Annotated in this window: 20 protein-coding genes, 1 tRNA gene and 1 pseudogene; 9 read left to right on the forward strand and 13 right to left on the reverse strand. The window is 72.9% G+C overall.

What is annotated here, in order from left to right:
- Positions 1 to 36: 36 nt before the first annotated feature.
- Positions 37 to 3,408: a DUF5107 domain-containing protein gene (locus tag ASE15_RS00185; protein ID WP_056760421.1), complete on the forward strand. Its 3,372-nt coding sequence runs from the start codon at positions 37 to 39 to the stop codon at positions 3,406 to 3,408.
- A 168-nt stretch (positions 3,409 to 3,576) separates the two neighbouring features.
- Here ASE15_RS00185 and ASE15_RS00190 read toward each other — a convergent pair whose 3' ends face one another.
- The 3 genes from ASE15_RS00190 to ASE15_RS00200 all read right to left on the reverse strand — a co-directional run bounded on the left by ASE15_RS00190 (position 3,577) and on the right by ASE15_RS00200 (position 6,783).
- A complete protein-coding gene (locus ASE15_RS00190; protein WP_056646620.1) occupies positions 3,577 to 4,773 on the reverse strand; it encodes an aminotransferase class I/II-fold pyridoxal phosphate-dependent enzyme in 1,197 nt (398 codons plus the stop codon).
- Between the two features lie 98 nt (positions 4,774 to 4,871).
- A complete protein-coding gene (locus tag ASE15_RS20085; protein WP_082618045.1) occupies positions 4,872 to 6,104 on the reverse strand; it encodes a thioredoxin domain-containing protein in 1,233 nt (410 codons plus the stop codon).
- Between the two features lie 148 nt (positions 6,105 to 6,252).
- On the reverse strand, positions 6,253 to 6,783 hold the full coding sequence (locus ASE15_RS00200) for a hypothetical protein (protein ID WP_056760424.1): 531 nt from the start codon (positions 6,781 to 6,783) through the stop codon (positions 6,253 to 6,255).
- 130 nt (positions 6,784 to 6,913) lie between these two features.
- On the opposite strand from ASE15_RS00200, the gene ASE15_RS00205 reads away from it, so the two are divergent.
- Positions 6,914 to 7,519, forward strand: coding sequence for an isochorismatase family protein (locus ASE15_RS00205; protein WP_056645557.1), 606 nt, complete (start codon positions 6,914 to 6,916; stop codon positions 7,517 to 7,519).
- Positions 7,520 to 7,571: 52 nt separating this feature from the next.
- On the opposite strand, the gene rsmI is transcribed toward ASE15_RS00205, so the two are convergent.
- Positions 7,572 to 8,564, reverse strand: a complete 993-nt coding sequence (rsmI, locus tag ASE15_RS00210; RefSeq protein WP_082618046.1) for a 16S rRNA (cytidine(1402)-2'-O)-methyltransferase — start codon at positions 8,562 to 8,564, stop codon at positions 7,572 to 7,574.
- A gap of 25 nt (positions 8,565 to 8,589) precedes the next feature.
- Here rsmI and ASE15_RS00215 point away from each other — a divergent pair, with 25 nt between their 5' ends.
- Positions 8,590 to 10,278 carry a glycosyltransferase family 39 protein gene (locus ASE15_RS00215; RefSeq protein ID WP_082618047.1) on the forward strand — a complete coding sequence of 563 codons (1,689 nt, stop codon included), beginning with the start codon at positions 8,590 to 8,592 and terminating at the stop codon, positions 10,276 to 10,278.
- A 166-nt stretch (positions 10,279 to 10,444) separates the two neighbouring features.
- Here ASE15_RS00215 and ASE15_RS00220 read toward each other — a convergent pair whose 3' ends face one another.
- Together ASE15_RS00220 and ASE15_RS00225 are read right to left on the reverse strand one after the other, a co-directional pair.
- Entirely contained in the window at positions 10,445 to 11,908 is a 1,464-nt protein-coding gene (locus ASE15_RS00220; RefSeq protein ID WP_056760426.1) for a family 20 glycosylhydrolase, read from the reverse strand.
- A 123-nt stretch (positions 11,909 to 12,031) separates the two neighbouring features.
- The gene (locus tag ASE15_RS00225) at positions 12,032 to 13,711 is read right to left on the reverse strand and encodes a hypothetical protein (RefSeq protein ID WP_157277077.1); all 1,680 of its coding nucleotides are present in this window, start codon (positions 13,709 to 13,711) and stop codon (positions 12,032 to 12,034) included.
- Positions 13,712 to 13,897: 186 nt separating this feature from the next.
- On the opposite strand from ASE15_RS00225, the gene ASE15_RS00230 reads away from it, so the two are divergent.
- Together ASE15_RS00230 and ASE15_RS00235 are read left to right on the forward strand one after the other, a co-directional pair.
- Complete coding sequence (locus ASE15_RS00230; protein ID WP_056760432.1) at positions 13,898 to 14,419, forward strand: DUF4190 domain-containing protein; 522 nt, start codon at positions 13,898 to 13,900, stop codon at positions 14,417 to 14,419.
- A 215-nt stretch (positions 14,420 to 14,634) separates the two neighbouring features.
- The gene (locus tag ASE15_RS00235; RefSeq protein WP_056645543.1) at positions 14,635 to 14,943 is read left to right on the forward strand and encodes a hypothetical protein; all 309 of its coding nucleotides are present in this window, start codon (positions 14,635 to 14,637) and stop codon (positions 14,941 to 14,943) included.
- A 49-nt stretch (positions 14,944 to 14,992) separates the two neighbouring features.
- On the opposite strand, the gene ASE15_RS00240 is transcribed toward ASE15_RS00235, so the two are convergent.
- The 3 genes from ASE15_RS00240 to ASE15_RS00250 are packed head-to-tail and all read right to left on the reverse strand — an operon-like array spanning position 14,993 to position 18,450.
- Positions 14,993 to 15,856: a carbohydrate kinase family protein gene (locus tag ASE15_RS00240; protein ID WP_056645540.1), complete on the reverse strand. Its 864-nt coding sequence runs from the start codon at positions 15,854 to 15,856 to the stop codon at positions 14,993 to 14,995.
- An 11-nt stretch (positions 15,857 to 15,867) separates the two neighbouring features.
- Positions 15,868 to 17,778: an ABC transporter ATP-binding protein gene (locus tag ASE15_RS00245; RefSeq protein WP_200960485.1), complete on the reverse strand. Its 1,911-nt coding sequence runs from the start codon at positions 17,776 to 17,778 to the stop codon at positions 15,868 to 15,870.
- A gap of 45 nt (positions 17,779 to 17,823) precedes the next feature.
- Positions 17,824 to 18,450 (reverse strand): GNAT family N-acetyltransferase, encoded by a 627-nt coding sequence (locus ASE15_RS00250; protein ID WP_056760435.1) that lies wholly within the window; start codon positions 18,448 to 18,450, stop codon positions 17,824 to 17,826.
- A gap of 191 nt (positions 18,451 to 18,641) precedes the next feature.
- Here ASE15_RS00250 and ASE15_RS20570 point away from each other — a divergent pair, with 191 nt between their 5' ends.
- Positions 18,642 to 18,797, forward strand: coding sequence for a hypothetical protein (locus ASE15_RS20570; protein ID WP_157277078.1), 156 nt, complete (start codon positions 18,642 to 18,644; stop codon positions 18,795 to 18,797).
- A gap of 117 nt (positions 18,798 to 18,914) precedes the next feature.
- On the forward strand, positions 18,915 to 19,601 hold the full coding sequence (locus ASE15_RS00255) for a PAS and ANTAR domain-containing protein (protein ID WP_235534038.1): 687 nt from the start codon (positions 18,915 to 18,917) through the stop codon (positions 19,599 to 19,601).
- 179 nt (positions 19,602 to 19,780) lie between these two features.
- On the opposite strand, the gene ASE15_RS00260 is transcribed toward ASE15_RS00255, so the two are convergent.
- The 3 genes from ASE15_RS00260 to ASE15_RS00270 all read right to left on the reverse strand — a co-directional run bounded on the left by ASE15_RS00260 (position 19,781) and on the right by ASE15_RS00270 (position 22,115).
- A tRNA-Ala gene (locus ASE15_RS00260) sits at positions 19,781 to 19,853 on the reverse strand.
- A gap of 78 nt (positions 19,854 to 19,931) precedes the next feature.
- Positions 19,932 to 21,410, reverse strand: a complete 1,479-nt coding sequence (locus ASE15_RS00265) for a hypothetical protein (RefSeq protein WP_157277079.1) — start codon at positions 21,408 to 21,410, stop codon at positions 19,932 to 19,934.
- 81 nt (positions 21,411 to 21,491) lie between these two features.
- Positions 21,492 to 22,115 carry a GNAT family N-acetyltransferase gene (locus ASE15_RS00270; protein WP_056761332.1) on the reverse strand — a complete coding sequence of 208 codons (624 nt, stop codon included), beginning with the start codon at positions 22,113 to 22,115 and terminating at the stop codon, positions 21,492 to 21,494.
- Between the two features lie 276 nt (positions 22,116 to 22,391).
- On the opposite strand from ASE15_RS00270, the gene ASE15_RS00275 reads away from it, so the two are divergent.
- Complete coding sequence (locus ASE15_RS00275; protein ID WP_056645528.1) at positions 22,392 to 23,030, forward strand: 5-formyltetrahydrofolate cyclo-ligase; 639 nt, start codon at positions 22,392 to 22,394, stop codon at positions 23,028 to 23,030.
- A 153-nt stretch (positions 23,031 to 23,183) separates the two neighbouring features.
- Here the strand turns inward: ASE15_RS00275 and ASE15_RS00280 are convergent, their stop codons facing one another.
- Positions 23,184 to 25,886 (reverse strand): penicillin acylase family protein, encoded by a 2,703-nt coding sequence (locus ASE15_RS00280; RefSeq protein WP_082618049.1) that lies wholly within the window; start codon positions 25,884 to 25,886, stop codon positions 23,184 to 23,186.
- Positions 25,887 to 26,045: 159 nt separating this feature from the next.
- On the opposite strand from ASE15_RS00280, the pseudogene ASE15_RS21770 reads away from it, so the two are divergent.
- A pseudogene (locus ASE15_RS21770) lies at positions 26,046 to 26,186 on the forward strand (FmdB family zinc ribbon protein); the annotation flags it as partial.
- Positions 26,187 to 26,195: the final 9 nt, after the last annotated feature.

Genomic DNA, 26,195 nt, shown 5'->3' on the forward strand with positions numbered 1-26,195 from the left:
TTCTGGCGCGCACGTCGTCGGCCTACCGTGAATCGTATGGTCAACGCATCGCGCATCGAGCTCCCCGACGCCCCGACCCAGCAGCGCGCGGACGCCGTGCGCGCCTGGCGCGAGGACGTCGCCATCGACACCTACCTGCCCCGCGCTCCCGACCGCTACCCCGCCTACCTCGACGCCCGCGTCTACCAGGGGTCCTCGGGACAGGTCTACCCGCTGCCGTTCCACGAACGGATCAGCCAGGAGAAGGTCTCGCGCTCGTGGGACGCGATCCACCTCGAGAACGAGTGGGTGCGGCTGATGATCCTGCCCGAGCTGGGCGGGCGCGTGCACGTCGGGATCGACAAGACGAGGGACTACGACTTCTTCTACCGCAACAACGTCATCAAGCCGGCCCTCGTCGGGCTCGCGGGCCCGTGGGTCTCGGGCGGCGTCGAGCTGAACTGGCCCCAGCACCACCGTCCGGCGACCTTCCTCCCGACCGCGGCGTCGATCGAGCACGAGCCCGACGGTGCGGTGACGGTCTGGTGCTCCGACCACGACCCCTTCGCCCGCATGAAGGGCATGCACGGGTTCCGTCTGCGCCCCGACTCGTCCGTGATCGAGCTCCGTGCGCGCCTCTACAACCGCTCGGAGCACGAGCAGACGTTCATGTGGTGGGCCAACGTCGCGGCGCACGCCAACGACGACTACCAGTCGTTCTTCCCGACCGACGTCCACCACGTCGCCGACCACGCGAAGCGCGCCGTCTCCACCTTCCCCTCCGCGGACGGCCGCTACTACGGCGTCGACTACCCCGCGCAGGTCACCCCCGGGACCCCCGACGGAGACCGGATCGACTGGTACCGCAACGTGCCGGTCCCCACGTCGTACATGTGCCTCCGGACGTCGGACGACTTCTTCGGTGGGTACGACCACGGCGTCGGAGCCGGGTTCGTCCACTGGGCCGACCACCGGGTCGCCCCGGGGAAGAAGCAGTGGACCTGGGGCAACGCCCCGTTCGGCCTGGCATGGGACGCGCACCTGACCGACGGCGACGGCCCCTACGTCGAGCTCATGGCCGGTGTCTACACCGACAACCAGCCCGACTTCACGTTCCTGCGCCCGGGCGAGACCCGCACGTTCAGCCAGTACTGGTTCCCGATCCAGGACATCGGTCCGGCCCACCAGGCGTCGCTCGACGCAGCGGTGCACCTCGACGTCGTCCGGTCCGCGTCCAGCGGCGAGGTGCGCCTCGGGGTCGCGGTGACCGCGCCCCGCGACGGGGTGACCGTGACGGTCACCGGCCCCGGCGGCGCCCGGCTCGCGACGATGGACGCCGACCTCGGCCCGGGGCGTTCCCTCGTGCGCACGATCAGCACGGACCTGCCCCTCGACCCCACCGAGGTGGAGGTCCTCGTCGAGCACCGGGGGACGACGCTCGTCCGGTGGCGGCCACGTCGCGTCACGGGCGACGCCGTCCTCCCGGACCCTGCGACCGAGCCTCCCGCTCCCGCCGAGATCGGCTCGGCCGACGAGCTCCACGCCACGGGTCTGCACCTGAGCCAGTACCGGCACGCGACCCGCTCGCCCGAGCCCTACTGGGAGGAGGCGCTGCGGCGCGACCCCGACGACGCGCGCGCCCACGTGGCGCTCGCCGCCCGCTCCTGTCGCGCCGGGCGCTACGCCGACGCCCGGACCCACCTCGAGGCAGCCCTCGGACGCCTGACCCTGCGCAACCCCAACCCCCGGGACGGCGAGGCTCACTACCTCCTGGGCCAGGCCCTGGCCCGCACGGGGCACGACGAGGCCGCACGCGACGCGTTCGGCAAGGCCGCGTGGGACGCGTCCTGGAGGTCCCCGGGGCACCTCGCGCTCGCGCGTCTGGAGGCCCGTGACGGGAACGACGCCGCGGCCCTCGCCGAGACGGCCGAGGTGCTGGCCGTCGATCCGCAGAACCTGCAGGCCCGGGCCGTGCGCGTCCTCGTCCTGCGCCGCGCGGGTCGGCACGGGGAGGCCGCGGTCCTGCTCGACGAGTCCCGGCGCCTCGACGGCCTGGACTGGTGGCTCCGGTTCCTCGACGACGGTGTGCTGCCGACCCATCCGCCGACCGCCCTCGACGTCGCGCTCGAGCTCGTCTCGGTCGGCGAGCTCGCCGCGGCCGCTCGCGTCCTCGACCACACCGCGTCTCTCCCGGTCCACGTGGGGGACGTCAACGTCGCCCCGCTGGCCCTGCTCCATCTCGCGGACGTCGCGCTGCGGCGAGGGGACGTGGTGGCCGCCGCGGCCGCCGTCGAACGCGCTCAGCAGGCCCGAGCCCGCTGGTGCCTGGCCTCCCGGCTCGACGACGCAGACATGCTGGCCCGCATCGTGGAGGCGTTCCCGTGGGCGGCCCGCGCCTGGGCCCTGCTCGGGCACTGGGGATACGCCGTGGGGCGGCGCGACGAGGCCCTCACGTGGTGGGAGACGTCCGTCGCGCTCGACGGCACGGACCCGGTCGTCCACCGGAACCTGGCGGTCGCGGCGTACAACGTGCTCGGGGACGCGGGGGCCGCCGCGGCCCGCTACGAGCGGGCGATCGCGCTCGCTCCCGACGACGCGCGGCTCCGGTACGAGCGCGACCAGCTCGCCGGCCGGACCGGTGCCCCGGCCGCGAGCCGCATCGAGGCGCTGCTCGCGCGCCCCGACCTGGTGCGCGAGCGCGACGACCTGACGATCGCGCTGATCGAGCTCCTCGTGAGCGTCGGGAGGCTCGACGAGGCGCTCGCCCTGTTCGACGAGCGGCTGTTCCAGCCGTGGGAGGGCGGCGAGGGGCAGGCGCTGAGCGCGTGGGAGCACGTCCGGGCCTCGCTCGCGCGTCGTGCACTGGCCACCGGAGACCTCGACGGCGCGCTGACGCACGTCGAGGCCGCGCTCGAGGTGCCGGCTGCGCTCGGCGAGGCACGACACCCGCTCGCGAACGCGTCGGACCTGCACCTGCTGCTGGGCGACGTGCGTTCCGCCCGGGGCGAGCACGGGGCCGCGCGCGCAGCCTGGGAGGAGGCCGCGCGGTTCGAGGGCGACTTCCAGACGATGGAGGTGCGGGCGTACTCCGAGAAGACGTACGCGTCGGTCCTGGCGTGGCGGCGGCTCGGCCGGGACGACCGGGCCGACGCGTTGACCGAGGGCCTCGCCGCGCACGTCGCTCACCTGGCGGCCACCCCTGCGCAGGTCGACTACTTCGCGACGTCGTTGCCCACCATGCTCCTCTTCACGGACGACCCGCAGGTGCGCCAGGACGGGACCCTCCTGCTCCTGCGCGCACAGCTCGCGGCGCTGGCGGGCGCCGACGCCGAGGCGCGCACGCTGCTCCGGACCGTGCTGGACGCCGACCCGCTCGACGCGGCAGGCCGCGACCTGCGGGACGGCCTCTCCCCGGAGCGGTTGGCCTGACCCCGGCGGCGCACGCCGCCGGATCGACACGTCCGGCCCGACGGCGGAGCGCACCTGCGCGCCCAGGTGCGCTCCGTCGTCGGGCCCGCTGGGCCAAGTCGTCAGAAGTAGCTCGGGCTTGCGCCCGGCTCACTTCTGACAACTACGCCGTGGGCACTCGGGGGCCCGCTACTGCAGCCGCGTCAGCCCCTTCTTGAGGTTCCGGATCGCCTGCCCCGTACGCTGCTCGTTCTCGATGAGCGCGAACCGCACGAACCCGTCGCCGCCCGGCCCGAACCCCACGCCCGGCGAGACCGCGACGTCGCAGCTCTCGATCACGTGCGTCGCGAACTCGATCGAGCCCATCTCGCGGTACGGCTCGGGGATGCGCGCCCACGCGAACATGGTGCCCTTCGGCCGGTGGATGTCCCAGCCGATGCGGTCCAGGCCGTCGCACAGCGTGTTGCGCCGCGACTCGTAGACCGCCGAGACCTCCGTGGGGAAGTCGAGGGCCTCGTTGAGCGTCACGGTCGCCGCGATCTGGATGGGCTGGAACGTGCCGTAGTCGAGGTACGACTTGAGCTTCGCGAGCGCCCCCACGACGTCCGGCCGCCCCACGAGGAACGCGACGCGCCACCCAGCCATGGAGTACGACTTGGTCATCGAGTAGAGCTCGACCGCGACCTCCTTGGCCCCGTCGCACTCCATGATCGAGGGCGGACGCCAGCCGTCGAACGTCATGTCGGCGTACGCGAGGTCGTGCACCAGGACCACGTCGCGCTCGCGCGCCCAGTCGACCAGGCGCTGGAGGTCCTCCTTGGTCGCGATGGTCGTGGTCGGGTTGTGCGGGAACGAGAGCACCACGACGCGCGGCTTGGGCCACCCGTACTCCCACGCCTCCATGACGCGGTCGATGTACCCCGAGGCGTCCGTGCCGTCACCGATCGCGACCTGGCGGGCGTCGGCCCCCGCGAAGTAGGGACCCCAGATGTGGATGGGGTAGCTCGGCGTGGGGACGATCGCCGCGTCGCCCGGCTGCAGCAGCACCCACATGAGGTGGCTGAAGCCCTCCTTGGCCCCGATCGTCGAGATGATCTCGGTGTCCGGGTCGAGCGTCACCCCGAACCGGCGCTGGTACATGTCCGCGGCCGCCTGCCGGAGCTTGGGGATACCGCGAGACGCCGAGTACCGGTGGTTGCGCGTGTTGTGGACCGCCTCCGCGAGCTTGTCGACCGCGACCTGCGGGCTCGGCAGGTCGGGGTTGCCGAAGCCCAGGTCGATCACGTCGCGCCCGGCGCGACGCGCCTCGAGCTTGAGCGAGTCGATGATCGTGAAGACGTACGGGGGCAGGCCGGGGATCCGGCGGAACTCCATCTCGCGTGGCATGGAGGCAGGGTACGCCTGCCGTGCGCGGGCCGTCGCCCGGTCCAGGGGCATGGTCCGTCGCCCGGTCCGGGGGCTCGAGCAGCGCTCGGTCGGCGCCGTCAGACGGCCGTGCCCTCGATCGCCTGCACGAGCGACTGCGCGTCGCTCCAGTCCCCGGCCCACCGCTCGCCGTCGATCACGATCGTCGGCGTGCCGAAGCCTCGCGGACCCGCGAGCGCCGGGTCGCTCGTCGCGGCCTGCGTGGCCGTGGCGACCCAGGGCGCGAACTCGGCCGCCCCGCCGTCGGCCAGCTCGGCGACGACGTCCGCCGGGACGCCGGCCGCGCGCGCGACGTCCGCGATCTGCGCGTCGCTCAGGCCCGCCGTCCCCTCCTGGGGCTGGTGCGCGAGCAGCCCCGCGTGGAAGTCCTGGAACGCGTCGGGGGCGCGGTCGGCCACGAGCGCGGCCGACGACGCGGCACGCGTCGAGTACTGCGAGCCCTGCGAGTACCGGTCGAGGATCGCGATGGGGTGGAAGACGACGCGCACGCTCCCCGCCTCGCGCAGCGCCGCGAGGCTCTCGCCGTTGACGGCCTCGAACTGCCCGCAGATCGGGCACATGTAGTCGACGTAGACCTCGACCGTCACGGGGGCCGACTCGTCGCCCGCGCCCGCGAGCAGCCCGTGGTTCGGCGTCGCGCTCCCGGGGGCACCAGCGTCTGACGCCTGGCCCTCGGACGGGTCTGCGACCCCCGGTCCGGCGGGCTCTGCGGACGGGGACCCGCCGCCGGCCGCGAGGAACGCGGCGACACCCACGAGGAGCACCAGGACGAGTCCCGCGAGCACCGAGATCAGGGTCACGCGTGCGCGCCGCTGTGCGGAGGAGCGCGTGCCCACGGCGACCTGCGGCCCGACGGCGTAGCCCGCCCCGGGCGCGTACGGCGAGTACGGCGCGGTGGGGTGCGGGTACGGCGGGGCCGGCTGGGGCTGGTGCACCGCGTGGCCGCCGGGGGCGTAAGGCTGGTGGCCGGTGGGCTGCTGGGCGTACGGCGGGGCTGCGTACGGAGGGGTGGGGTGGGCCGCCGCAGGAGGTGCCGGCGTGTACGGCTGCGGCTGCGGCGCGTACGGCGGGGTCGGGGCGCCGTACCCCGCAGGGGCGGCCCGGCGGGCCGCGAGCGCCGCGTCGACCGCGGGGTCGCCCCCGGCGGCGAGCCACGAGAGCAGCCCCGGATAGGCACCGGGGTGCGCGGCGACCTGGGGGCGCAGGTCGGGGAACTCGCTGGCGACCTGGGCGAGCACGGTCGGCGGGGCGGCCGGGTCCTGCACGGCGCGGAGGGCCTCGTCACGGAGCATGGTCGTCGGTCCTCGGGTCGCGCGGCAGGGTCTGGTGGCGCGGGCGACCCGCCGCCGGGCTGACGACCGGCACCGCGAGGGCTCGCGCACGCCAGGGTACGCGGCTCCTGGGCAGCCGGTGCCGCCCCGCCTCGCTCCTCGGACGGGCTCAGGTCCCCGGCGACCACCCGAGGTTGCGCGCCATCTGCTCGAGCGTCGCGATCGTCCGGTCGTACTGCTCGCGCGTGATCCCCTCGGCCAGGCGCTCGCGCGAGAGCGAGACCGCGTCGAGGAGGTCGTGGTACGCGTGCTGCCCTGCGACGGTCACCTCCCACCCGGCCCCTCCCTGGGTCACCCACCCCCGGGCCTGGAGGTCCGAGATCTCCGCGCTGACCGCGGGTGCGTGCCCGCCGGGCCGGGCCGCGCCCCCGGTCGTGAACGGCGACAGGACGCTGTCGACCGTCGTGACGTCCGAGACGCCGTCCCGGACCATGTTGAGGACCTGCCAGTGACGCCGTGTCAGGCCCGTCCGCAGGAACACCTCGTCGACGTCCTGGTCGATCAGCCGGTCGACGAGCTTGAGCCAGTAGCCGACGGGCCGCTCGCCCGGGTCACGGTCGGTCGTCGTGCCCGCCGCGCTCACGCCGCCCACAGACCCCTCGCTGCCTGCCGGGCTGTCGATCCCCTCGGACGCGCTCATGGACGGCTCCTTCGCTCGGCCTCCCGGCGTGCGGGCTGCCCGCCGGCGGTTGCTTCGTCTGGTCCCCCAGCGTACGAACGACCGGGCCCGGGCGCTCCACGAACGAACGCCTCGGTGGCAGAGTGGGGTCATGACCAGCACCGACACGACCGCCACCGGTCGCGCCCTGATCGTCGTCGACGTCCAGCCCACGTTCTGCGAGGGCGGTGAGCTCGCGGTCGAGGGCGGCAACGCCGTCGCGGAGGCCATCGCGGTCTTCGCCGCCGAGCGGCGCGCGGACTACGACCTCGTGGTGACCACGCAGGACTGGCACGTCGACCCGGGGCACCACTTCGCGACGGCCCCCGCGGTCCCCGACTTCGTTGACACGTGGCCCCCGCACGGCCTGGCCGGCACGCCCAACGCCGAGCTGCACCCGGCGCTCGCGGACCTCGCGCCCGACGCGAGCGTCAAGAAGGGCGAGTACCAGGCCGCGTACTCGGGCTTCGAGGGGGTCGACGGCGAGGGCCGCACCCTCGCGGAGCTGCTCCGGGACGCGGGGGTGTCGTCGACCGACGTGGTCGGGATCGCTGAGTCCCACTGCGTCCGGGCGACCGCGCTCGACGCGCACGCGCTGGGGCTCGCGACGCGTGTCCTGACCGACCTGACCGTGCCGGTCTCCGAGGACCTCGGTGCGGCGGCACGGGTCGAGCTCGCGGCGGCCGGCGTCGAGCTGGCACGGTCGACCGAGGTCTAGCGGCGCGTCGGAGCGCGCACGGCCCGTCCGCTCCGACCCGGCCGCGCCGGGATCAGCCCTTGCGCGCCGCCAGTGCTGCGGCGTACAGCTCGCGCTTGGGCACCCCCGTGGCGGTCGCGACCTCGGCGACGGCCTCCTTGAGGCGCTCTCCGGCGTCGACCCGGGCGAGGACCTCGCTCACGAGCTCCTCGACGGACACGGCCTCGCGCGCGGGCGCCCCGGCCACGACGATGCAGATCTCGCCGCGCAGCTGCCGCTCGGCGGCCTCGGCCGCGAGCTCGCCGAGCGTGCCGCGCAGCACCTCCTCGTAGGTCTTGGTGAGCTCGCGGCACACAGCCGCGGGCCGGTCGGCACCGAACCCCTGGGCCATCGCGGCGAGCGTGTCGTCGATGCGGTGGGGGGCCTCGAAGAAGACCATGGTGCGGGCCTCGCGCGCGAGCGCCTCGAACGTGCGCGCACGCTCGCCGGGCTTGCGGGGCGGGAAGCCCTCGAAGCAGAAGCGGTCGGTCGGCAGCCCGGACAGCGCGAGCGCGGTGAGGACCGCGCTGGGGCCGGGGGCCGAGGTGATCGGCAGGTCGCGCTCGACGGCCCGGGTCACGACGCGGTAGCCGGGGTCCGAGACGGACGGCATGCCGGCGTCGGTCACGATCACGACGGTCCCGCCGCCCTCGACGACGTCGAGCAGCTCGTCGGCGCGCTCGACCTCGTTGTGCTCGTGGTAGCTCACGACGCGCCCGCCGATCGGCACGCCCATGCGCGCGGCGAGGGCGTGCAGGCGGCGCGTGTCCTCGGCCGCGACGACCGCGGACTCGGCCAGGAGGCGTCGCAGCCGCGGGCTCGCGTCCTCGACGTTGCCGATGGGGGTCGCGGCGAGGACGAGGTGCCCGTCGTCGCGCGGCCGGCGACCTGCGGGCGCGTTGTCGTGCTCGTCGGGGGCGTCCTCGCTCTCCTGCCCGACGGCGTCGCTCACCTCGCGCGCCACGTCCTCGCCTTCCGCAGGGGCCTCGAACGGGTCGGGAACGGGGGTGGGGTGCGCGTGGCTCATACCCCCTAGCGTTCCACGTCCTACGATGGCCGACGTGCCCCAGCCCTCCGCCGACCCCCTGCCCGCAGCCCCCGGTCCCGTCGCGGGGAGCGACTCCCCGTTCCCGGTGGCCAGGGTCGAGGCCGAGGAGGAGGCCGGGCTGTCGGTGCGCGACCGCCTCCTGCTCAAGCTCCTGGGGGCACGCCGCCTCGCGCTGGGATCGACGCCCCAGGACCGCCTGTGGGGGTGGCTCGGACCCGCGCTGGTCGCGCTGCTGGCCGGTGGCCTGCGCCTGTGGGACCTGGGTCGCCCCGGCAACCTCGTGTTCGACGAGACGTACTACGTCAAGCAGGCCTACACGCTCCTGCGGGTGGGCTTCGAGGCCAAGTGGCCCGAGGACCCCAACCCCGCGTTCGAGGCCGGGAACGTCGACACGTTCCTGAACCTCCCCGACTACGTGGTCCACCCGCCGCTCGGCAAGTGGATGATCGCGGGCGGCATGCAGCTCTTCGGCGGGGCCGAGAACCCGTGGTCGTGGCGCATCTCGACCGCGCTCGTCGGGATCCTCGCGGTGTTCCTGCTGGCCCGGATCGCGCGCCGCCTGTTCGCCTCGACCGCGATGGGCGTCCTGGCGGGCGGGCTGCTCGCGATCGACGGCATGGCGATCGTGCACTCGCGCACGGGGCTGCTCGACAACTTCCTGATGTTCTGGGTCCTCGTCGCGTTCGGCTTCCTCCTGCTCGACCGCGAGCAGGCGCGACGCCGGCTCGCGGACCGGGTCGCCGCCGTCGTCGACTCGGGCCGGGAGATCGGCCGCTACGGTCCGCAGCTGGGGTGGCGCTGGTGGCGCTTCGCGGCGGCCGTCTCGCTCGGTCTCGCGTGCGGGGTCAAGTGGTCGGGCCTGTACTTCCTCGCGGTCTTCGCCCTGCTGTCGGTGCTGTGGGACGCCACGGCGCGCCGCACCGTCGGTATCAAGAGGTGGTGGGAGGACGCGCTGCTCGCCGACGCGGTCCCGGCCGCGCTCGTCATGCTGCCCACCGCGGCGCTCACCTATCTCGCGACCTGGTTCTCGTGGTTCCGCTCACCGAGCTCGTACATGCGCGACTGGGCCGCCGAGCATCCGGGCGAGGGCGTGCAGTGGCTCCCCGAGGCGCTGCGCTCGCTGTGGGCCTACCACCAGAAGATGTGGGACTTCCACACGGGGCTCAGCGCCGAGCACTCGTACGCGTCGAAGCCCATCGGCTGGATCGTGCAGTGGCGGCCCACGTCCTTCTACTACCGCGACGGGTCCGACGGCGTGACGGGCTGCGGCTACGACGAGTGCGCACGGGTCATCACGTCGCTGGGCAACCCGGTCCTGTGGTGGTCGGCCGCGCTCGCGATCGTGGCCACGGTCGTGCTCCTGGTGTGGCGCAAGGACTGGCGCGCGACGGCCGTGCTGAGCGGCCTGGTCGCGGGCTGGCTCCCCTGGTTCGCGTACCCGGACCGCACGATCTTCACGTTCTACGCGATCGTGTTCACCCCGTGGGTGGTCCTCGCGCTCGTCTACGTCGTGACGGTCCTGCTCGAGGCCACCGACCGGGACCGGACGGCCCGCGGCTGGGTGATCTGGGCCGTGACCGCGCTGCTCACCGCGATCGTCGTGATGAGCATCTTCTTCTACCCGATCTGGACGGCCATGAACGTCCCCGAGTGGTTCTGGCGCCTGCACATGTGGCTGCCGAGCTGGATCTAGGCGTCGCCGGCCGGGTGCGGTCTCCCCGTCCGCACCCGGCGGAGGTCGTGAGCCGAGCATGCGGTTGCGGTCGGTCGAGCATGCGGTCGTCGTCGTGGATCCCAGGATCTCGGACGACGACCGCATGCTCGGCACCGCAGGGCGGGCGGCGCCGCCGAGCGGACGACTACACCCAGTCGACCTGCGGCGTCTCGTGGAACGACAGGCCCTCGCGACGCCACGTCGCGGACTCCGCCACGACGCGGGCGCGGTAGTCGTCCCAGTCCTTGCGCTCGGGCGCGGTCCACGCGACCTCGGCGACCGCGGACAGACGCGGCAGGAGCATGAGGAAGAGCTCCTCCTGGGTCGAGAGGGTCTCGGTCCACACCGCGGCCTCGACCCCCTCGATCTGGTCGGCGGGCAAGCCCTCGATGACCTCGGCCGGGTCCCAGTCGTACGCGGTGCGCAGCTCGATGAGGCCCGCCCAGTCCTGGCCCAGGGGGTACTCGGCGGTGTACTTCATGTCGAGGTAGGCGCGGTTCCCCGGGGACATGACGAAGCGCGAGCCGCGAGCCGCCGCGGCGAGGAACGGGGCGCTGTCGACCCGGTTGTCCCAGTACTGCAGGACCGTGTCCGGGCGGGTCCCGGCCTGTGCCGCCTCCTGCCACGTGATGGCCTTCTTGCCCGTGTCGGCCACGATCTCCTCGAGCAGCGCGATGAACTGCGCGTACTCCTCGGCGCCCAGCGTGAGCGCCTCGTCGCCGCCCACGTGGAGGTACTCGCCGTCGGTGATCGCGGCGACGTCCGCGAGGACCTCGCGCAGGAACGGCTCGGTCGCGGGCAGGTCGAACGTGAGCTGCGAGAACCCGACCTCGATGCCCTCGTAGGGTGCGGTGCGCTGCCCGTCGACCCGCAGCTCGCCGTAGACCGAGGTCGCGGCGTTGGTGTGCCCGGGGAGGTCGATCTCCGGGACGACCGTGACGAAGCGGTCCGCGGCGTAGTCCTGCAGGTGCCGGAAGTCGGCGAGGCTCAGGTGCCCGCCGGCCGTGCCGCTCGTCGAGGTCCCGGACGCGAGCTTCGCGAGCTCGGGGCGCGACGGCGTCTCGATGCGCCAGCCCTGGTCGTCGGTCAGGTGCAGGTGCAGGACGTTGAGCTTGTACGAGGCGAGGACGTCGATCACGAGCTCGATCTGCTTCACGGGGAAGAAGTTGCGGGCCACGTCGAACGAGAGGCCGCGCCACGGGTAGCGCGGGGCGTCGTGCACGACGACGGCGCTCACCTCGGGGCCGTGCTCGCCCTCGGTCACGAGCTGGCGGAGCGTCTGGACCGCGTCGAACAGGCCGACCGTCGCGGTGGCTGTCAGCACGGCACCCGAGCCGTCGACCTCGAGCGTGTAGCGCTCGGGGCTGTCCGAGCCGGCGGGGCCCGCGACGTCGGCGAGCCGCAGCGCGATGGAGGGGGCGCCGTCGGGCACGGAGCCCGCGACGGTGACGTGCGTGCCCGCGGCACGCGTCAGGAGGTCCGCGGCGTAGGCGGCGACCCGCTGCTCGGCCTCGGTGGGCCCGGCCACGAGGACGGCACCCTCGAGCGGGAGCGCGGCACCGTCCACGGGGGACTCGACGTGCAGGGGCTGGGGGATGATGGCGACCATCGGGGGGACCTCGTCGTCGTGTCTCTCGACCCGAGCGTGTCGAATCGATTCGTCTGTTCTGGTCGACATACCGTAACTGCCCCGGCAGGCGCGAACAAGCGGCCTCCTGCGCGAGCGCCCTGCCTACTCCACGACGACGACGAGCGGTGCACCCGCTCCGCCACCGGCAGCGGCAGGGCCCGCGGTCGCGTCGCCCGCCATGTCCGTCCAGCCCCACCACGACACCCCGGGGACGGCCTTGGTGAGCTCGTTCCAGGCCTTCTCCCGCGCGGCGGACGGACCCGAGACGTCGGAGTGCAGCACCACGGCCACGGCGTCGTCGGTCGTCGACAGCGACTGGGCCTCGGTCAGCGCCCCGGGCCGCGAGACGTGCACCACGAGCATCTTCTGCGGCAGAGCCTTGCCCTCCACGACCCCGGCGAGGTAGTCGACGACCGCGTCGACCTCCTGCGCGGGCACCACGCCGTCCTTCTTGACGGCGCCGCTCGCCCGTCGCGCGTCGAGATCGAGCGAGACCCCGACGCCTGGCAGGGCCAGCAGCTCCGCATACTGCCGGACCTGCTCGACGAACGTCGCCTTCCCCGGCTGGAACTCGAGGAGCACGTGCTGGCCCGCGCCGAGGGCCGCCTCGACCGCGGGGCGCACGGCCTCGACCGTGAGCTCGGTCGAGTAGTTCCCGTCCTTGCCCGCCGCGCCGGACGCCTCCGTGACGACCAGCTCGAGGGTCGGGACGGTCACGGTCGTGTCGGTCTCACCCGACTCCCCCGCGACCGCGACGTACGGCTCGGCGCGAGCGGCGGTCCGCGCGACGGCGTCGTTGATCTTGGCGGGGGTCGCCGGGACGGTCGTCCCCGGCAGGACGACGTAGCGCTTGCCCGCCGTGACGAGCTGCCCGCCGCCCGTGAGCTCGACACCCGTCTCGGCCGACCGGACGCGGGCGGTCAGCTGTTCGACCGTCCCGAACGACTCGCCGATCCCGACGACCGCGAGCGCCTTGGCCTGCGCCATGGCCTGGACCGAGACGCTCGAGGCCCGGGGGTCGCCACCGGGCACCGCGAGCGGGACCACGCCCGCGGCCTGCGCCGTGGCGAGCGCCGTCGCCTGCCCCGGGGTCTGGTCGACCAGCGCGAGCACCTCGGTCAGGAGCCGTGGGGACTCGGTCTCGGGAAGCTGTTCCTGGACATCCGCGAGGTCCCGGTCGTCGATCTCCGTACCGCCGTCCTGGGTCTCGACGAGCGCCCCGGCCCCGAGGAGCACCGTCTGCAGGTCCGGGTCGATCGCCCGGACCGTCTTGCGCGCCTCCTCCTCGAGGTCCTCGGACGAGGACACGGACGAGACCGCGGCGACGCCCGCCGCGCCGGAGGCACCGGACGTGCCCGACGCGTCGACGCGCGGGGCCGGGTCGGGCGTCACGACGACGGCCGTGACTGCGCCGAGCCGGGCGATCTCCTTGGTGAGACCGCTGTCGGCGATCGCCCCGCCGGTGAGCAGGACGGGAGCGTGGAGCGGGAGCGCAGCAGCTGCCGCGGCCGCCTGGGCGGTCTCGTCCTCCGCGTCGGCGAGGATCACGACCGGCGCGGAGGCGAAGAACGCCTGGCTCGCCGTGAGCGTGAGCTCGGCGGGGTCGCTCGAGCCGAGGACGACGACGGGCGCGACCTCGTCGGCTGCGACGACGCGCAGTCCGCCGTCGGGCGCCTCGGCCGTGCTCGCTGGACCGCCCTCCTCCCCACAACCGGCCAGCAGCGGGGTCGCCACCAGGACAGAGGCGGCAAGAGCGACGATTCGGACCTTCCGTGAATTCACGTCTCTATCATCGCCTACCTGGTCTGTCGCGCCGAGTCGTGGGCGAGTCGTGGACATCCGGGGCGGCCCGCCGCGCCCCAGGAGGCCCGACGGCGCCGCACCCGACACGGGGTGTCCTCACCATTGTCGTGGGTCTTCACGCACGACATACTGTCGGCGATCATCGACCGCACCACGAGGAGTGACATGTCCTACCCCGAGCAGCCCGAGCAGAACCCGTCCGGTCAGCCGAACCCGTACGCCGGCGGCCCCCAGGACCCTGCTGCCGGTCAGGCACCCCAGGCTCCCCAGGCTCCCCAGTACGGTGCCCCGCAGGCCCCGCAGTACGGCGCGCCGGCGCCGGGCGTACCCCAGGCCCCCTACGGGGCGGGCGCTCCGCAGGCGCCGTACACGCCCGGTGGCGTCCCCGGCGCCCCGGCCCAGGACCCGGGCAAGACGCTCGGCATCGTCGGGCTCGTGCTCTCGATCATCGGCTGCACGTCGCTCATCGGCCTGATCCTGAGCATCGTCGCGCTCAACAAGTCCAAGAAGGCCGGCTACAAGAACGGCATCGCGCTCGCCGGCATCATCGTCGGGGCGGTGCTGCTGGTCGGCAGCATCATCGCCCTCGCAGCGTTCGGCGGGCTCATCGGTGAGGTGCTCGAGAAGTGCGCCGACCTCGGTCCCGGGACCCACTACGTCGACGGCGTGGAGTACACCTGCTCCTGACCGCTCCGCACGACGTCCGTGGGCCCCGACCGTTCGCCGGTCGGGGCCCACGGGCGTTCCTGGGACGGGCACCGGGCGAGACCGCCGCTCGGCCATACTGGAGACGGCCGGCCGGCGGACCCAGACGGCCCGCCGAACGTCCACCGCACCCGCAGCACCGACCGCACCCGGGCACGCCGCCCCGACGAGCGCCCGCACCGACCGTGAGGATCCCCGTGACCCAGACCGAGCCGATCACCCCCACCCCCGGCAAGACCCTGGGCATCGTCGCGCTCGTGCTGTCGATCCCCCTGTCGCTGGTCGGGCTGGTCCTGGGGATCGTGGGACTCGTCAAGGCACGCCGGGCGCACAGGAGCAACTGGTGGGCCGTGGCCGCGATCATCGTCTCGTTCCTCGTGATCGTAGCCATCGTGATCTGGGCCGCGACCCTGGTCTGGCTCATGGGCGAGTGCGCCGAGCTCGGCCCGGGGATCCACGAGGTCGACGGGCGTCCGATCGAGTGCGTCGCGCCCGCCGGGTCCTGACCGGCACGCCCCACCCCTCGACCCCCGCTCGGAGCCCCTCGCGCTGCGCTCAGGCCGGCGGCGCGAGGTCCGGGCTCTGGACGCACAGCGCCCCACGCGCCGCACCCGCCCGCAGCGCCTCGACGACGGTCGCCCCCGACAGGTACGCGTCGAGGAACCCCGCGAAGTACGCGTCCCCCGCCCCGTTGGTGTCCACGACGTGCTCGACCGCCACGGCCGGCACGTCGAACCACTCACCGTCTGCCGTCAGCACGCTCGCTCCCCGGGCTCCGTGCGTGCAGACCACGAGCCGCGCGCCGGCCGCCACCCGCTCCTCCATGAACGCGCGGTATCCCGGCAAACGGTCCGAGCTGAGGAAGAGGAAGGTCGCGGCGTCGAGGAACTCGCGGTGGAACGTGGCCTCCCCGTCGTAGTCGTGCACGTCGCACCAGATCTCCTTGCCCCGTCGCCGCGCCTCGCGCAGCAGCGGCAGCGCGGGCACCGCGAGGTCGATCACGACCGCCGGGGCGGCGCTCAGCGCCGCGACCGCGGCCTCCCAGGTCTCGCCACGAGGCACGTCGCCCGGGGCCTGGAGGTAGATCGACAGCCGCTCGCCCGCGCCACCCATGAGGTTGAGGTGCCGCTCGGTCCGGCCGTCCGGGTCCGGCTCCACGAGGAGCGTGACCCCCGCCCCTCGCAGGACGTCCTCGACACGGGGAGCGACGTCGTCGGACCCCAGGACCGTGCGCAGCGTGACCGCGCGCCCCAGCGCGCGCAGGTTGAGTGCCTTGCCCGCCGAGGTGCCGCCCACCGTGGCGCGGTGGCGCTGCGCGAAGAGCGTCTGCGAGCGGGGCTCGGGCAGGGCGTCGAGGTAGACGAGCTCGTTCCACGACACGGGGCCGGCGACGAAGACCGGAGCGGGCTGGGGTTCCATGCCGCCCGACGCTACCCGTCGTCGCCCGCCGCGACGGTCGGCTCGGGCGCGGGGCGCTCCGGCGCGTCGACGTCGGCGCCTGGGGCACCCTGCTCGCGGTCCCGGTCCGAGAGCTGGGCCTCGAACATCGTGTAGTACCTGCCGCGCAGGGCCACGAGCTCGGCGTGCGTCCCCTGCTCGGCGACCACGCCGTCGGCGAGCATGTAGATCACGTCGGCCTTCTCGATGGTCGCGAGCCGGTGGCTGATCGCGATGATGGTGCGTGACCTGTCCGCGAACAGGCGGCGGAAGATGTGCGCCTCGGCCAGGGCGTCGATCGCCGACGTCGGCTCGTCCATGATGACCACGGGCGCGGCCCGGTAGAAGTTGCGCGCGAGCGCGAGGCGCTGCCACTGACCGCCCGAGAGCTGTGTGCCGCGCTTGCGGCTGCCCTTCTCCTCCATCCAGTTGCTCAGGTAGGAGTCGATCCCGCGCGGGAGCTTCTCGAGAAACTCCTTGGCCTCGGCGTCGTGGGCGGCGGCCAGCGCGCGCTCACGGCTGGGCGGGTCCTCGATGTCGCCGTACTGGATGTTCTCGAGGGCCGTCGCGAAGTCGTACTTGAGGTAGTCCTGCTGGAGCACCGCGAGCTGCTCGTGCCAGGAGTTCACGTCGAGCTCCTGGAGGTCCACGCCGTCGAGCCGGACCGCTCCTGTCGTGGGCGCGTAGAGGCCCACGAGGATCTTGACGAGCGTCGACTTGCCCGCGCCGTTCTCGCCGACGATCGCGACGTGCCGCCCGCGGTGGATGGTCAGCGACACCCCCTTGAGGACGTCGACGTCGGAGCCCGTGTAGCGGAACGTGACGTCCTCGACCGCGATGGTCTCCGGTGCCGCGGCGAGCTGACGTTCACGCTCGCCCCGCACGGGCAACGCCATGAACGCCTCGTAGTCGAACAGGTTCGCGAGGTCCTCGTCGATGCTGCTGAGCGAGTCCACCAGGCCGTTCGCGCTGTCCAGCGCACGCGAGACGACCTGCTGGACCAGCACGAACTGCCCCACGGGCTGGGCCTGGAGCACGATCTGGCGCACGACCCAGACCAGGGCCGTGACCTCGGCCGCCGCCTGGAGGCCGTCGCCCAGGAGCTGCTTGGGGATGTACGTCTTCTCGAACTCCATGCGGCGCTTCTCGTCCTCGTCGCGCAGCTCCCGGCGCAGCCCCAGCAGGTGGCGGACCATGCCGTAGACGCGCAGCTCGGAGATGTACTGGGGCTGGAGCAGGCCGCGCTCGATCATGCCGCGCCGGCGCCGCACCTCGATGTGGGAGTTCCAGTGCGCGATCTGGGCCCGGGACAGCTTGAACTGCAGGTACACGCTCGGCAGGATCGCGACCAGCACGATCAGCGCGATCCACCAGCTCACGAAGAACAGCGTGACGACCGACAGGATCACCGAGACCACCTGCGTGAAGATCGTCGCAAGCCGGTCCAGCACGCGGGGGTACGCCTCGGAGAACCGCTTGGCGCGGTCGAACAGGTCGACCGTCTCCTTGTCGTCGTAGCGCCAGAACTCGAGCGACATGAAGCGCTCGAACATCATGTCGGAGACCTTGGCGCCCACCTTGTACTGCATCGAGCGCTGGATGTAGCGGTCCACGCTGCTGAACGCGACCATGAACAGCCCCAGGGCCGCCGTGACGATCACGTACACGATCGCCCGGTTGCCCGCGCCGTCGGTGCCGGCGTAGGCGTCCGCGAGCGCCGTCGTGGTCAGCGCCGCGAAGAACGTCGTCACGAGCGGGAGCGCGGCCGCCACGATCGACCCAACCACCTTCATGGTCACCGCGAGCGGCGACGTGCGCGCCGAGAGCCGGACGATCTCCGACAGGGCGCGGACGTACTGGGCGGGCTCGAGCTTCTTGGGCCGGACAGCGCCCTCGGTCGTCATCCGACCATCGTAGGAACCGGCGAGCGGATCGGCCTGGGCTGCGGCTCAGGCCTCGTACTGGGCGGGCAGCAGCCTCGGGGCGTCGGTCTGGCCCTGCAGACCGTTGAGCACGAAGAAGCGGTGCCCCGGCTCGGGCGTCACGACCGGGCGGAGCGTCCGCCCGTCGGCGAGGGTCACGAGCCGGTCCGACGCGAGCATCTCGTCGACGCCCCCGACGCGGAACCCGAGCCGGTCCCAGAAGCCCGCGGCCTCGGGCGGCGTCTGGCCGTAGAGCGTCGAGACCCCCGCGGCACGCGCCTGCTCGACGACCTTGCGGACCAGGTAGGAGCCCAGCCCGGCGCCCGAGCGCCCGTCCGCGACCGCGATCGCGTTGAGGCACCACCACGGCTCCGCGACACCGGCCTGCTCGTCGAGCGCGGCGTCGACCCAGGCGAACGCGACGACGCGCTCGTCACGGACGTCCGAGCCCTCGCCCTGCTCGCGCAGCACCGGGAAGTACCGGTCGCGCGGGTGGAAGCCCGGACCGAACCGGTAGGTCGTGCTCCAGAGCTCCTCGTCGTGCAGGTGGGGCATGTTGGGCAGACGTGCACGCGAGAGGTCCGCCAGCCCGGGGCCGTCGTGGTGGCACCCGATGGCGAGCGCGAGGGAGTCAGGAAGGAACGGCTCGGTCATCCCGCGACAGTACCCGAGCGGGGGCCGCGGGCTGCGGTCGGGTCCTGGGCGAGGGCGTCCCCACAGCGCTCGGAGGGAGGTCCTCGAGCGGTCTTGACCGGGTGTCACGATCCGCTAACATTCCGGACTGGCACTCGGTGCCGTGGTGCAGATGTTCCTTGTCGTCCGATGCATGAAGGGGGTCAGCGAGCGTGTCCAGGACTCGAGGCTGGAAGCAGGATCAGCTGTGCGCTCAGTGCGGCGGCGTGGTGCTGGTCGAGTGGAGCATGCAGGTGCCGGAGGCTCCTGGGGAGTCGGTGGACGGGGTGGCTGTGGGGTTCGACGCCGCGGGCCACGAGTTCATCTGATCGGCGAGGCCGGTTCGTCGGCAGCGAACCGGTCAGGACAGGCTCAGAGGCGCGGCGACAGGATCCCGCCAGGAGTCTGGAAGTAGGCCCTTCGCTTCCCTGCACCTAGGAGTTGAGATGACGACTTCGTACAACGTGGCTCGCCCTCTTGATGCGGACCTCATGGAGGTTCTGCTCGCTGGGACTCCTCAGCCGGTCGGCCAGTTCGTCCTGACCGTGCGCACCGGCGAGTGGTGGTGGTCCGACGGGCTCTATGCGATGCACGGCTTCGAGCCCGGCGGCGTCGTTCCCACCACCGGTCTCATGCTCTCGCACAAGCACCCCGACGACCGATCTCGCGTGGAGTCGGTCCTTGCGCAGGCGTGCTCGTCCGGAGAGCCGTTCGCGTGCGTGCACCGCATCCTCGACGCGAACGGGCACACGCGCACGCTCGGCGTCGTCGGCCGTGGTCGCAAGGAGAACGAGACCGGGGAGGTCGTCCAGGTCTCCGGCTACTTCGTGGACCTGACCATCACCCAGCGCACGCTCGCCCAGCGTGAGGCGACCGAGTCGATCAGAGCGTCTGCCGAGAGTCGGGCCGTGATCGAGCAGGCCAAGGGAGCGGTCATGACGGTCTACGGGATGACCGAGAACGAAGCCTTCGACCTCCTGCGCCATCACTCGAACGTCACCAACGAATCGCTGCGCAGCCTCGCACGCCGCCTCATGGAGAGCATCGCCGAAGGGAGCGACGTGAGCTCTCCGACGCCGGGCGACCTGGACCTGTTCTTCGAGGCCCCGCCTGCGCCGGCCGATCCCGCATAGGACCGACGCGGACACGGCTGCAGCGCCCGATGCTTCCTGCGCAGCCCGATGCAACGTGCCCCTGGTCCATCCGCTCCGGTCGCGTGCCCTGCTTGCTGATGCCCCCTGCAAGCACTGACCCCACCGAGCAGGGGAACGACGAAGGCCCGGAACCGTGAGGTTCCGGGCCTTGTGCCGGGTGGAGCTAGGGGGATTCGAACCCCCGACCTTCTCATTGCGAACGAGACGCGCTACCAACTGCGCCATAGCCCCAGAACGAGGTCAACATTAACACCTGACCAGCGCACTTCGACAAATCCGCTCCCCCCGGCGGGGTGAGCGGCCCGCGGGCTACTGCCCCGAGACGCGTCGGCGAGCCAGGATCTCGTTGAGGTCCAGACCCAGCGTCTCGGTCCGGGGCTTCTTCTCGTCCCCGGGGGCGGGCGACGGCACGGGCTGGTCGCCCTGAGGAGCCCCGACGCCCGACGGCGTGCCCTCCGACTCCGCGGACCGCGGAGGGGCCGGGTTCGGCTGGGCGGGCGAGGCGGTCGGGACGGCCACCTGGACGGGCGGCACACCCGTCTCCTGAGCCGTGGGCTTCATGGTGTACGTCGGGCGAGGCACCGGCACCGGGTCCCAGGCGGCGCCGATCTCCGCCTCGGGGGTCTCCGGACGGTCCGTGGGCACGACAGGGGTCGGCGCCGACACCGGAGAGGTCGCCGTCGCGGCCGAGCCGACATCAGCGGAGGCGCCTGCTGCCGTCCCCCCACGAGGAGCGGTACCGGTCTGCTCCGACGCGGAGCCTTCCGAGCCCGTCGAGCGGTCGCGGTCGTCGAACAGGTCGCCGCCGCTCGCGCCCGTCCGGGGCCGTGCTTGGTCGGGCTCCGTCGAGGACTCGACGCGCGCGGTCGACCCGGTCGCCGGGCGCTGCTCCCTGCCGCGCGCGGCGCCACGGGCCAGGTCCTCGGCGGTCACGCGCGGGATCATCTGGGTGCTCGTCTGCGAGGAGCGCACCGCGTGCCCCGTGACGCGCGAGGGGTGGACGTTGCGGGGCGCGACCGGGCTGCCCGCGACGGGCCCCCGGGCGGCCCGGGCTGCGTCGCGCGCAGCCGTGCGGCGGTCGGCATGCCAGGTGGCGTCGGCCCGCTTCCCGGCGAGCGCCGCCTGGCGGCCCAGGACGAGGACGAGGGCGAGGACCGCCGTCGGGCCCGCTGCGGCGAACCACGGCACCAGCCCGTACCCGAAGGCCACCCACGCCCCCACGCTCACGAGGAGCAGCACGACCGTCAGCGCCAGACGACGGCGCGCGGCCTTGGCGCGGCGTTCCAGCATCGCGATGCGCGACGGGGACGCGACCTTGCGCGGGGGGAAGGGGTCGTCGAACCCTCCACCGGCCGGCTGTCGGCGCGGCGGGATGCTCGGGCGAGGATCGCTCGCGCGGACGTCTGTCTCCATGGTCTGCGGCTCCTCCTCCGACGATGGCCGGCGGTCGGTGGTGACCCCGGTCGTGACCTGCAGGACGCGTGAGGTCGACCTGGACGCGTCGGACGCCCTCGACATCAGGGCGACGTCCGGCTCGCTGACCGGGACCGGGCCCAGGAGCAACGAGCGCCCCTCGCCCGACGACGCGTGCTCCGCGCCCTCCCCCGGTGCCGCGCGCCGACGTCCCGAGACGACCGCGAGGACCCGCAAGGACCCCGAGAACCTGTCCTCGACCCGGGCGTCCTGCAGCTGCTGGCGCTGCTTGACCCGGTGCGGGACGTAGTAGGCGAACCACAGGACGAACAGCGCAAGGACCGCCACGCCTCCTGAGCCCGTCGTCGAATCCACATCCCGACCGTAGGCGAGGCCCCTCGCGGTCGACCGGACGCCGGGCGGCGTGTCGGTCCTTTTCGCGGTCGCGTCCGTGCGCTAGGAGGCCGAGCGCCGCGTCTCCTGCCACCGCGCGAGCAGGCCGTCGGGGACCTCCTCGGCCGTGATCGCGAAGGTCCGGTGGTCGCACCACTGCCCCTGGATGTGCAGGTATCTCTCGCGCAGCCCCTCGTCGCGCAGCCCGAGCTTCTCGACGACCCGGATGCTGGGGCCGTTCTCCGGGCGGATGTTGATCTCGATGCGGTGCAGGCCGAGCACCTGGAAGCAGTAGTCCGTGCTCATGGCGACCGCGGTCGGGATCACCCCGCGGCCCGCGACGTGCTCACCGACCCAGTAGCCGATGCTCGCGGAGCAGAGGGACCCGTAGGTGATGCTCGAGACCGTGAGCTGACCGACCAGCTCACCGTCGAGCTCGACCGCGAACGGCAACGACGTCCCGGCGCGCGCCTGGGCGGCGAGGATGCGTGCGTACTCGCCGAACGTCGGCGGGCCGCCGGCTCCCGTGCCGGGTCGGGGCGAGGTCGCCTCCCAGCGTTCGAGCCAGGACGCGTTGCGGGCCCGCAGCGTCATCCAGTCGTGGCCGTCACGGCGGTGGAGCGGGCGCAGCACCACGCTGCCGTCGACCGCGTCCTCGCGCAGCGTGACCGGCCAGGGCTTCGACATGCTCCATGCTCGTGCGATCTTGTTGGTCATCCTCGTGCGCCCATCGATCATCCGTTCCCGGCAGCAGAGCCCGAGACGTCCTGCCTCCGAGCACCAGGATCACTGACGTGAGGCCCGGTGGACAGGGTGTATCACGATCTGGCGCACCGACGATAGCGCCGCGCGCCGGGTCACGCACCACGCCCGGCCGCGCACGAGCCCCCGCGTCCCGGACCCTTTCCGTCCGACGACGGGACCCCGGACACTTCTTGCCCGAACCTTTGCGACAATAGGCGCATGAGTGGCCCGGTTCAGCCCTACCCCTTGCACGGAAGCATCGAACCCGAGGACGCGAAGGAGATCCTCCGAAAAGCCATCCGCACCGCCCGATCCACGCGCAGCGAGAGGCGCCGCGACGAAGCGGCCGTCGCGATCGCGGACGTGATCGAGACCATCCCCGAGGTCCTGTCGGCCCGCTGCGTCGCGACCTACGCCGCACGCCCCACGGAGCCCGGCACGACCGCGATGCTCGACCGCCTCGCCGCACGCGGCGTCCGCGTCCTGCTCCCCGTGCTCGGCGCGGGACTGCAGCGCGACTGGGCCGAGTACGCGGGCTCGCACGACCTGCGGGAGCGCGCCCCTGGCCGCCCGCCCGAGCCGAGCGGACCTGCGCTGGGCGCGGCCGCGCTCGTCGACGCCGACGTCGTCATCGCGCCGGCGCTCGCCGTCGACACGCGCGGGGTCCGGCTGGGCCAGGGCGGCGGCTGGTACGACCGGGCCCTGGAGCACATGCGCCCCGGCACCAAGGTGATCGCCGTGGTCTTCCCCGACGAGGTCTACGACGCCGACGAGCGTCCCCTCCCCCTCGAGAAGCACGACCGGACGATCGACGGCGTCGCGACCCCGCAGGGTTGGCGCTGGCTCGTCCAGGACTGACCCCGCACCTCTCCGACGACGAAGGGGCCGGCCCGGGCGCGATGCGCTCGGACCGGCCCCTTCGTCGTGCTCAGCCGACCGCCCGCCGGGGCGGGCCGGGCGGGCGGGTGCGTGGCGCCGTCGGGCAGCAGGTGCCCGACGGCGCCACGCCCGTCACGGGACGAGGCGGAGCTCGTCCTTCGTCTGGGCGGCGACGGCCGAGACCGAGAACGGCCACGCGTACGTCTCGCCCGCGGCCCACGTGCCCAGCTGGTCCTCGTAGTGCTTCGAGGCCGGGTGGCCCGAGACACCCGTCACGGTGACCCAGGTCGAGGAGTCCAGGTCGTCGAGGTCGACGACCATGCGCATCGACGGGCCCGAGGTGACCTCGAAGTTCCCCGACGCGGCGTCCCACGACGTGGCGTTGACGATCGAGGACCCGCCCGGCATGCTCACCGTGCGCGGGTTCATGTACGCGCGGACGAAGCCCGGGACGGCGTCGTTGTCCAGGACGAGGTGCCCCAGGGACAGCGTGTGCAGCTTGCCCCACTCCCAGTCGGTCGTCTTCTTGGACAGCTCGGTCGTCAGGTCGAGACGGGCCGAGACGAGTGCCTGGTTGAGGACCTCGTCACGGGTCTCGACGACGCTCACGGTCTGCCGGTCGTCCCAGAACGCGTTGGTCTCGTCCAGGAGCATGTTCTGGACCACGGCGAGCCACCTGCTGCCGCCCGCGGGACGGATCTCCTCGGGCAGGTCGTCCCAGAACGTGATCTCGAGCAGGTTGCGCCAGACGGCCGCGAAGTAGGCCGCGGCTGCCGAGTCCTTGTCCATCGAGCCGTCCCAGTCGGCCAGCAGGTCCTGCCCCTCGGCCGCGAAGTCGTTGCGGACGCCCTTGCTGTTCTCGATGTCCTGGTCGAGCAGCGACGGGACCAGGGCATCGGCGAACGGGCTCCAGTCGTCGTTCTGGATGGTGTTCATCGTCTCGACGTCGATCTTGCGGCCCGAGTCGATCTCGGTCTGCAGGAGCGTCCGGATGCGCTGCGAGCGGTAGCCGTAGTCCCAGTCCGTCGTGAGGAACGGGGTGGTCCCGGCGGGCAGCACGGCCTGGTTCGCCGCGACGATGAAGCCCTCCTCGGGGTCGACGACCCCCGGCATCTGCGCGGCGGGCACGTAGCCCGTCCAGTCGAAGCGCTCGTCCCAGCCCGGGCGGGGCCAGGTGCCGTCCGAGGGCACCGGTCCCTCGACGACCTCGCGCACCGGGATCCTGCCCGGGGCCTGGTAGCCGATGTGGCCGTCGGTCGTCGCGAAGACGACGTTCTGCGCGGGCACCTCGAAGAGTGCGGCGGCCTCGCGCATGTCGTCGGCGCTCGCCGCGAGGTCGAACGCGAAGACCGCGTCGGCCGTGCGGCCGGGCTCGAGCGCGGTCCACTGGAGCGCGACCTCGTAGTCCCCGAGCGGGGTGCCCTCGGTCGGGGCCTCCGCGACCTCGTCCAGGGACAGCACGGTCGAGACGATCGGGCCGTGGAGCGTCGACGAGACCTCGAGCTCGACGTCCTGCCCCCCGTTGACCTTGATGGTCTCCGTGCGGGTCTCGAGCGGCACCCAGTCGTCGCCCCGCAGGTACGTCTCGTCGCGGACGCGCTCGATGAAGAAGTCGGTGACGTCCGCGCCCATGTTGGTCAGACCCCAGGCGACGTCGGCGTTGTGACCGATGATGACGCCCGGGAACCCGGCGAACGAGAAGCCCGCGACGTCGAACCCGCACGAGGGGCTCACGGTGTTGCAGTGGAGCCCGACCTGGGCCCAGACCCCGGGGGCCTGGAGCGCGAGGTGCGGGTCGTTCGCCAGGAGCGGCTTGCCGCTCTCGGTGTGCTCGCCCGAGACGGCCCAGGAGTTGGAGCCCGTCCCCTCGCCACGCCCGACGAGGACCGGGACGGCTGCGAGCGCACGGTCGGCGGCGCCGACCGCGGACTGGAGCTCGCTGCCCCCGAGGGTCGGCATGTAGCTCGTCTGCTCGACGTCCTCGACGTCGACCTCGGCCGGGGCGGTCGCCGTCGGGACGTCGGCGGGGTCGAGGATGGGGAGGTTCACGTCCGACAGGTAGGCCGGGAAGAGCGTCCCCACGCGGGCGACGTCCTGCGCGACGCGGGCCGGGTCCTCGGTGCCCGTCCCGCTGCCGGCGAAGCTGCCGTAGGCGATGGCGCGCTCGAGCTCGTCGTCGTAGTTGCCGCGCAGGTCCCAGGCCATGGCCTTGAGCCAGGCGAGCGAGTCGATCGGGTCCCACGGCTCGGGGTCGGCCACGCTCACGCTCGTCCCGAGCACGGTGTACTCGAGCGCGATCTCGCTCGGGTCCCGGTCCTCGAGGTACGCGTTCACGCCGTCCGCGTACGCCTGGAGGTAGGCCTTGGTCTCGGGAGCGACGATCTTCCACTCTTCCTCGGCGACGAGGCGCCAGCCGAAGGTGCGGGTGACCTTGTCCGCGTCGATCGCCTCCTTGCTGTCCCCGACCAGCTCTGCCAGACGGCCGGACGTGACGTGGCGGCGGTAGTCCATCTCGAAGAACCGGTCCTGCGCCTGGACGTAGCCCTGCGCGCGGAACAGGTCCTCGGGGGTGTCGGCGTAGATCTGCGGCACGCCCTGGGCGTCGCGGAGCACGCTGACCTCGCCGTCCAGGCCGGGGACCGTGAGGGTGCCGTCGGTCTGCGGGAGGGGGCGGCGGACCGTGACGAACGCGAAGATCGACACTCCGACGAGCAGCACGACCAGCAGCGCGGCGATCGCGATCGTGGCCCGGCGGGCTCGGGAACCTCCCCGTCGGGACGTGTGGGCGGGCGGCGACGGGTCGCCGTGGACTCCGGCAGGGACTTCAGCAGACACGGTGCGAGACTACCCCGGGCAGGCCAGGCGTATGATTAGCACTCAGAAGCCCCGAGTGCCAGTCCGGCCCTGCCTCCGAGCGGGCGCCGGGCACCCGGTCCAGGCTCGCGCCCGGCCCGCGACGACCGCACTCCCCCCGCGACCTCTTGAGGAGAGACCGTGCCCACCTACGCGTACACGTGCACTGCCTGCGGCCACGCCTTCGACATCCACCAGGCGTTCACCGACGATGCTCTGACGGTGTGCCCGGAGTGCGGCGGACGCCTGCGCAAGGTCTTCTCGTCGGTCGGCGTGACCTTCAAGGGCTCG

The organism is Oerskovia sp. Root22, assembly GCF_001429135.1.
Lineage (GTDB): Bacteria > Actinomycetota > Actinomycetes > Actinomycetales > Cellulomonadaceae > Oerskovia > Oerskovia enterophila.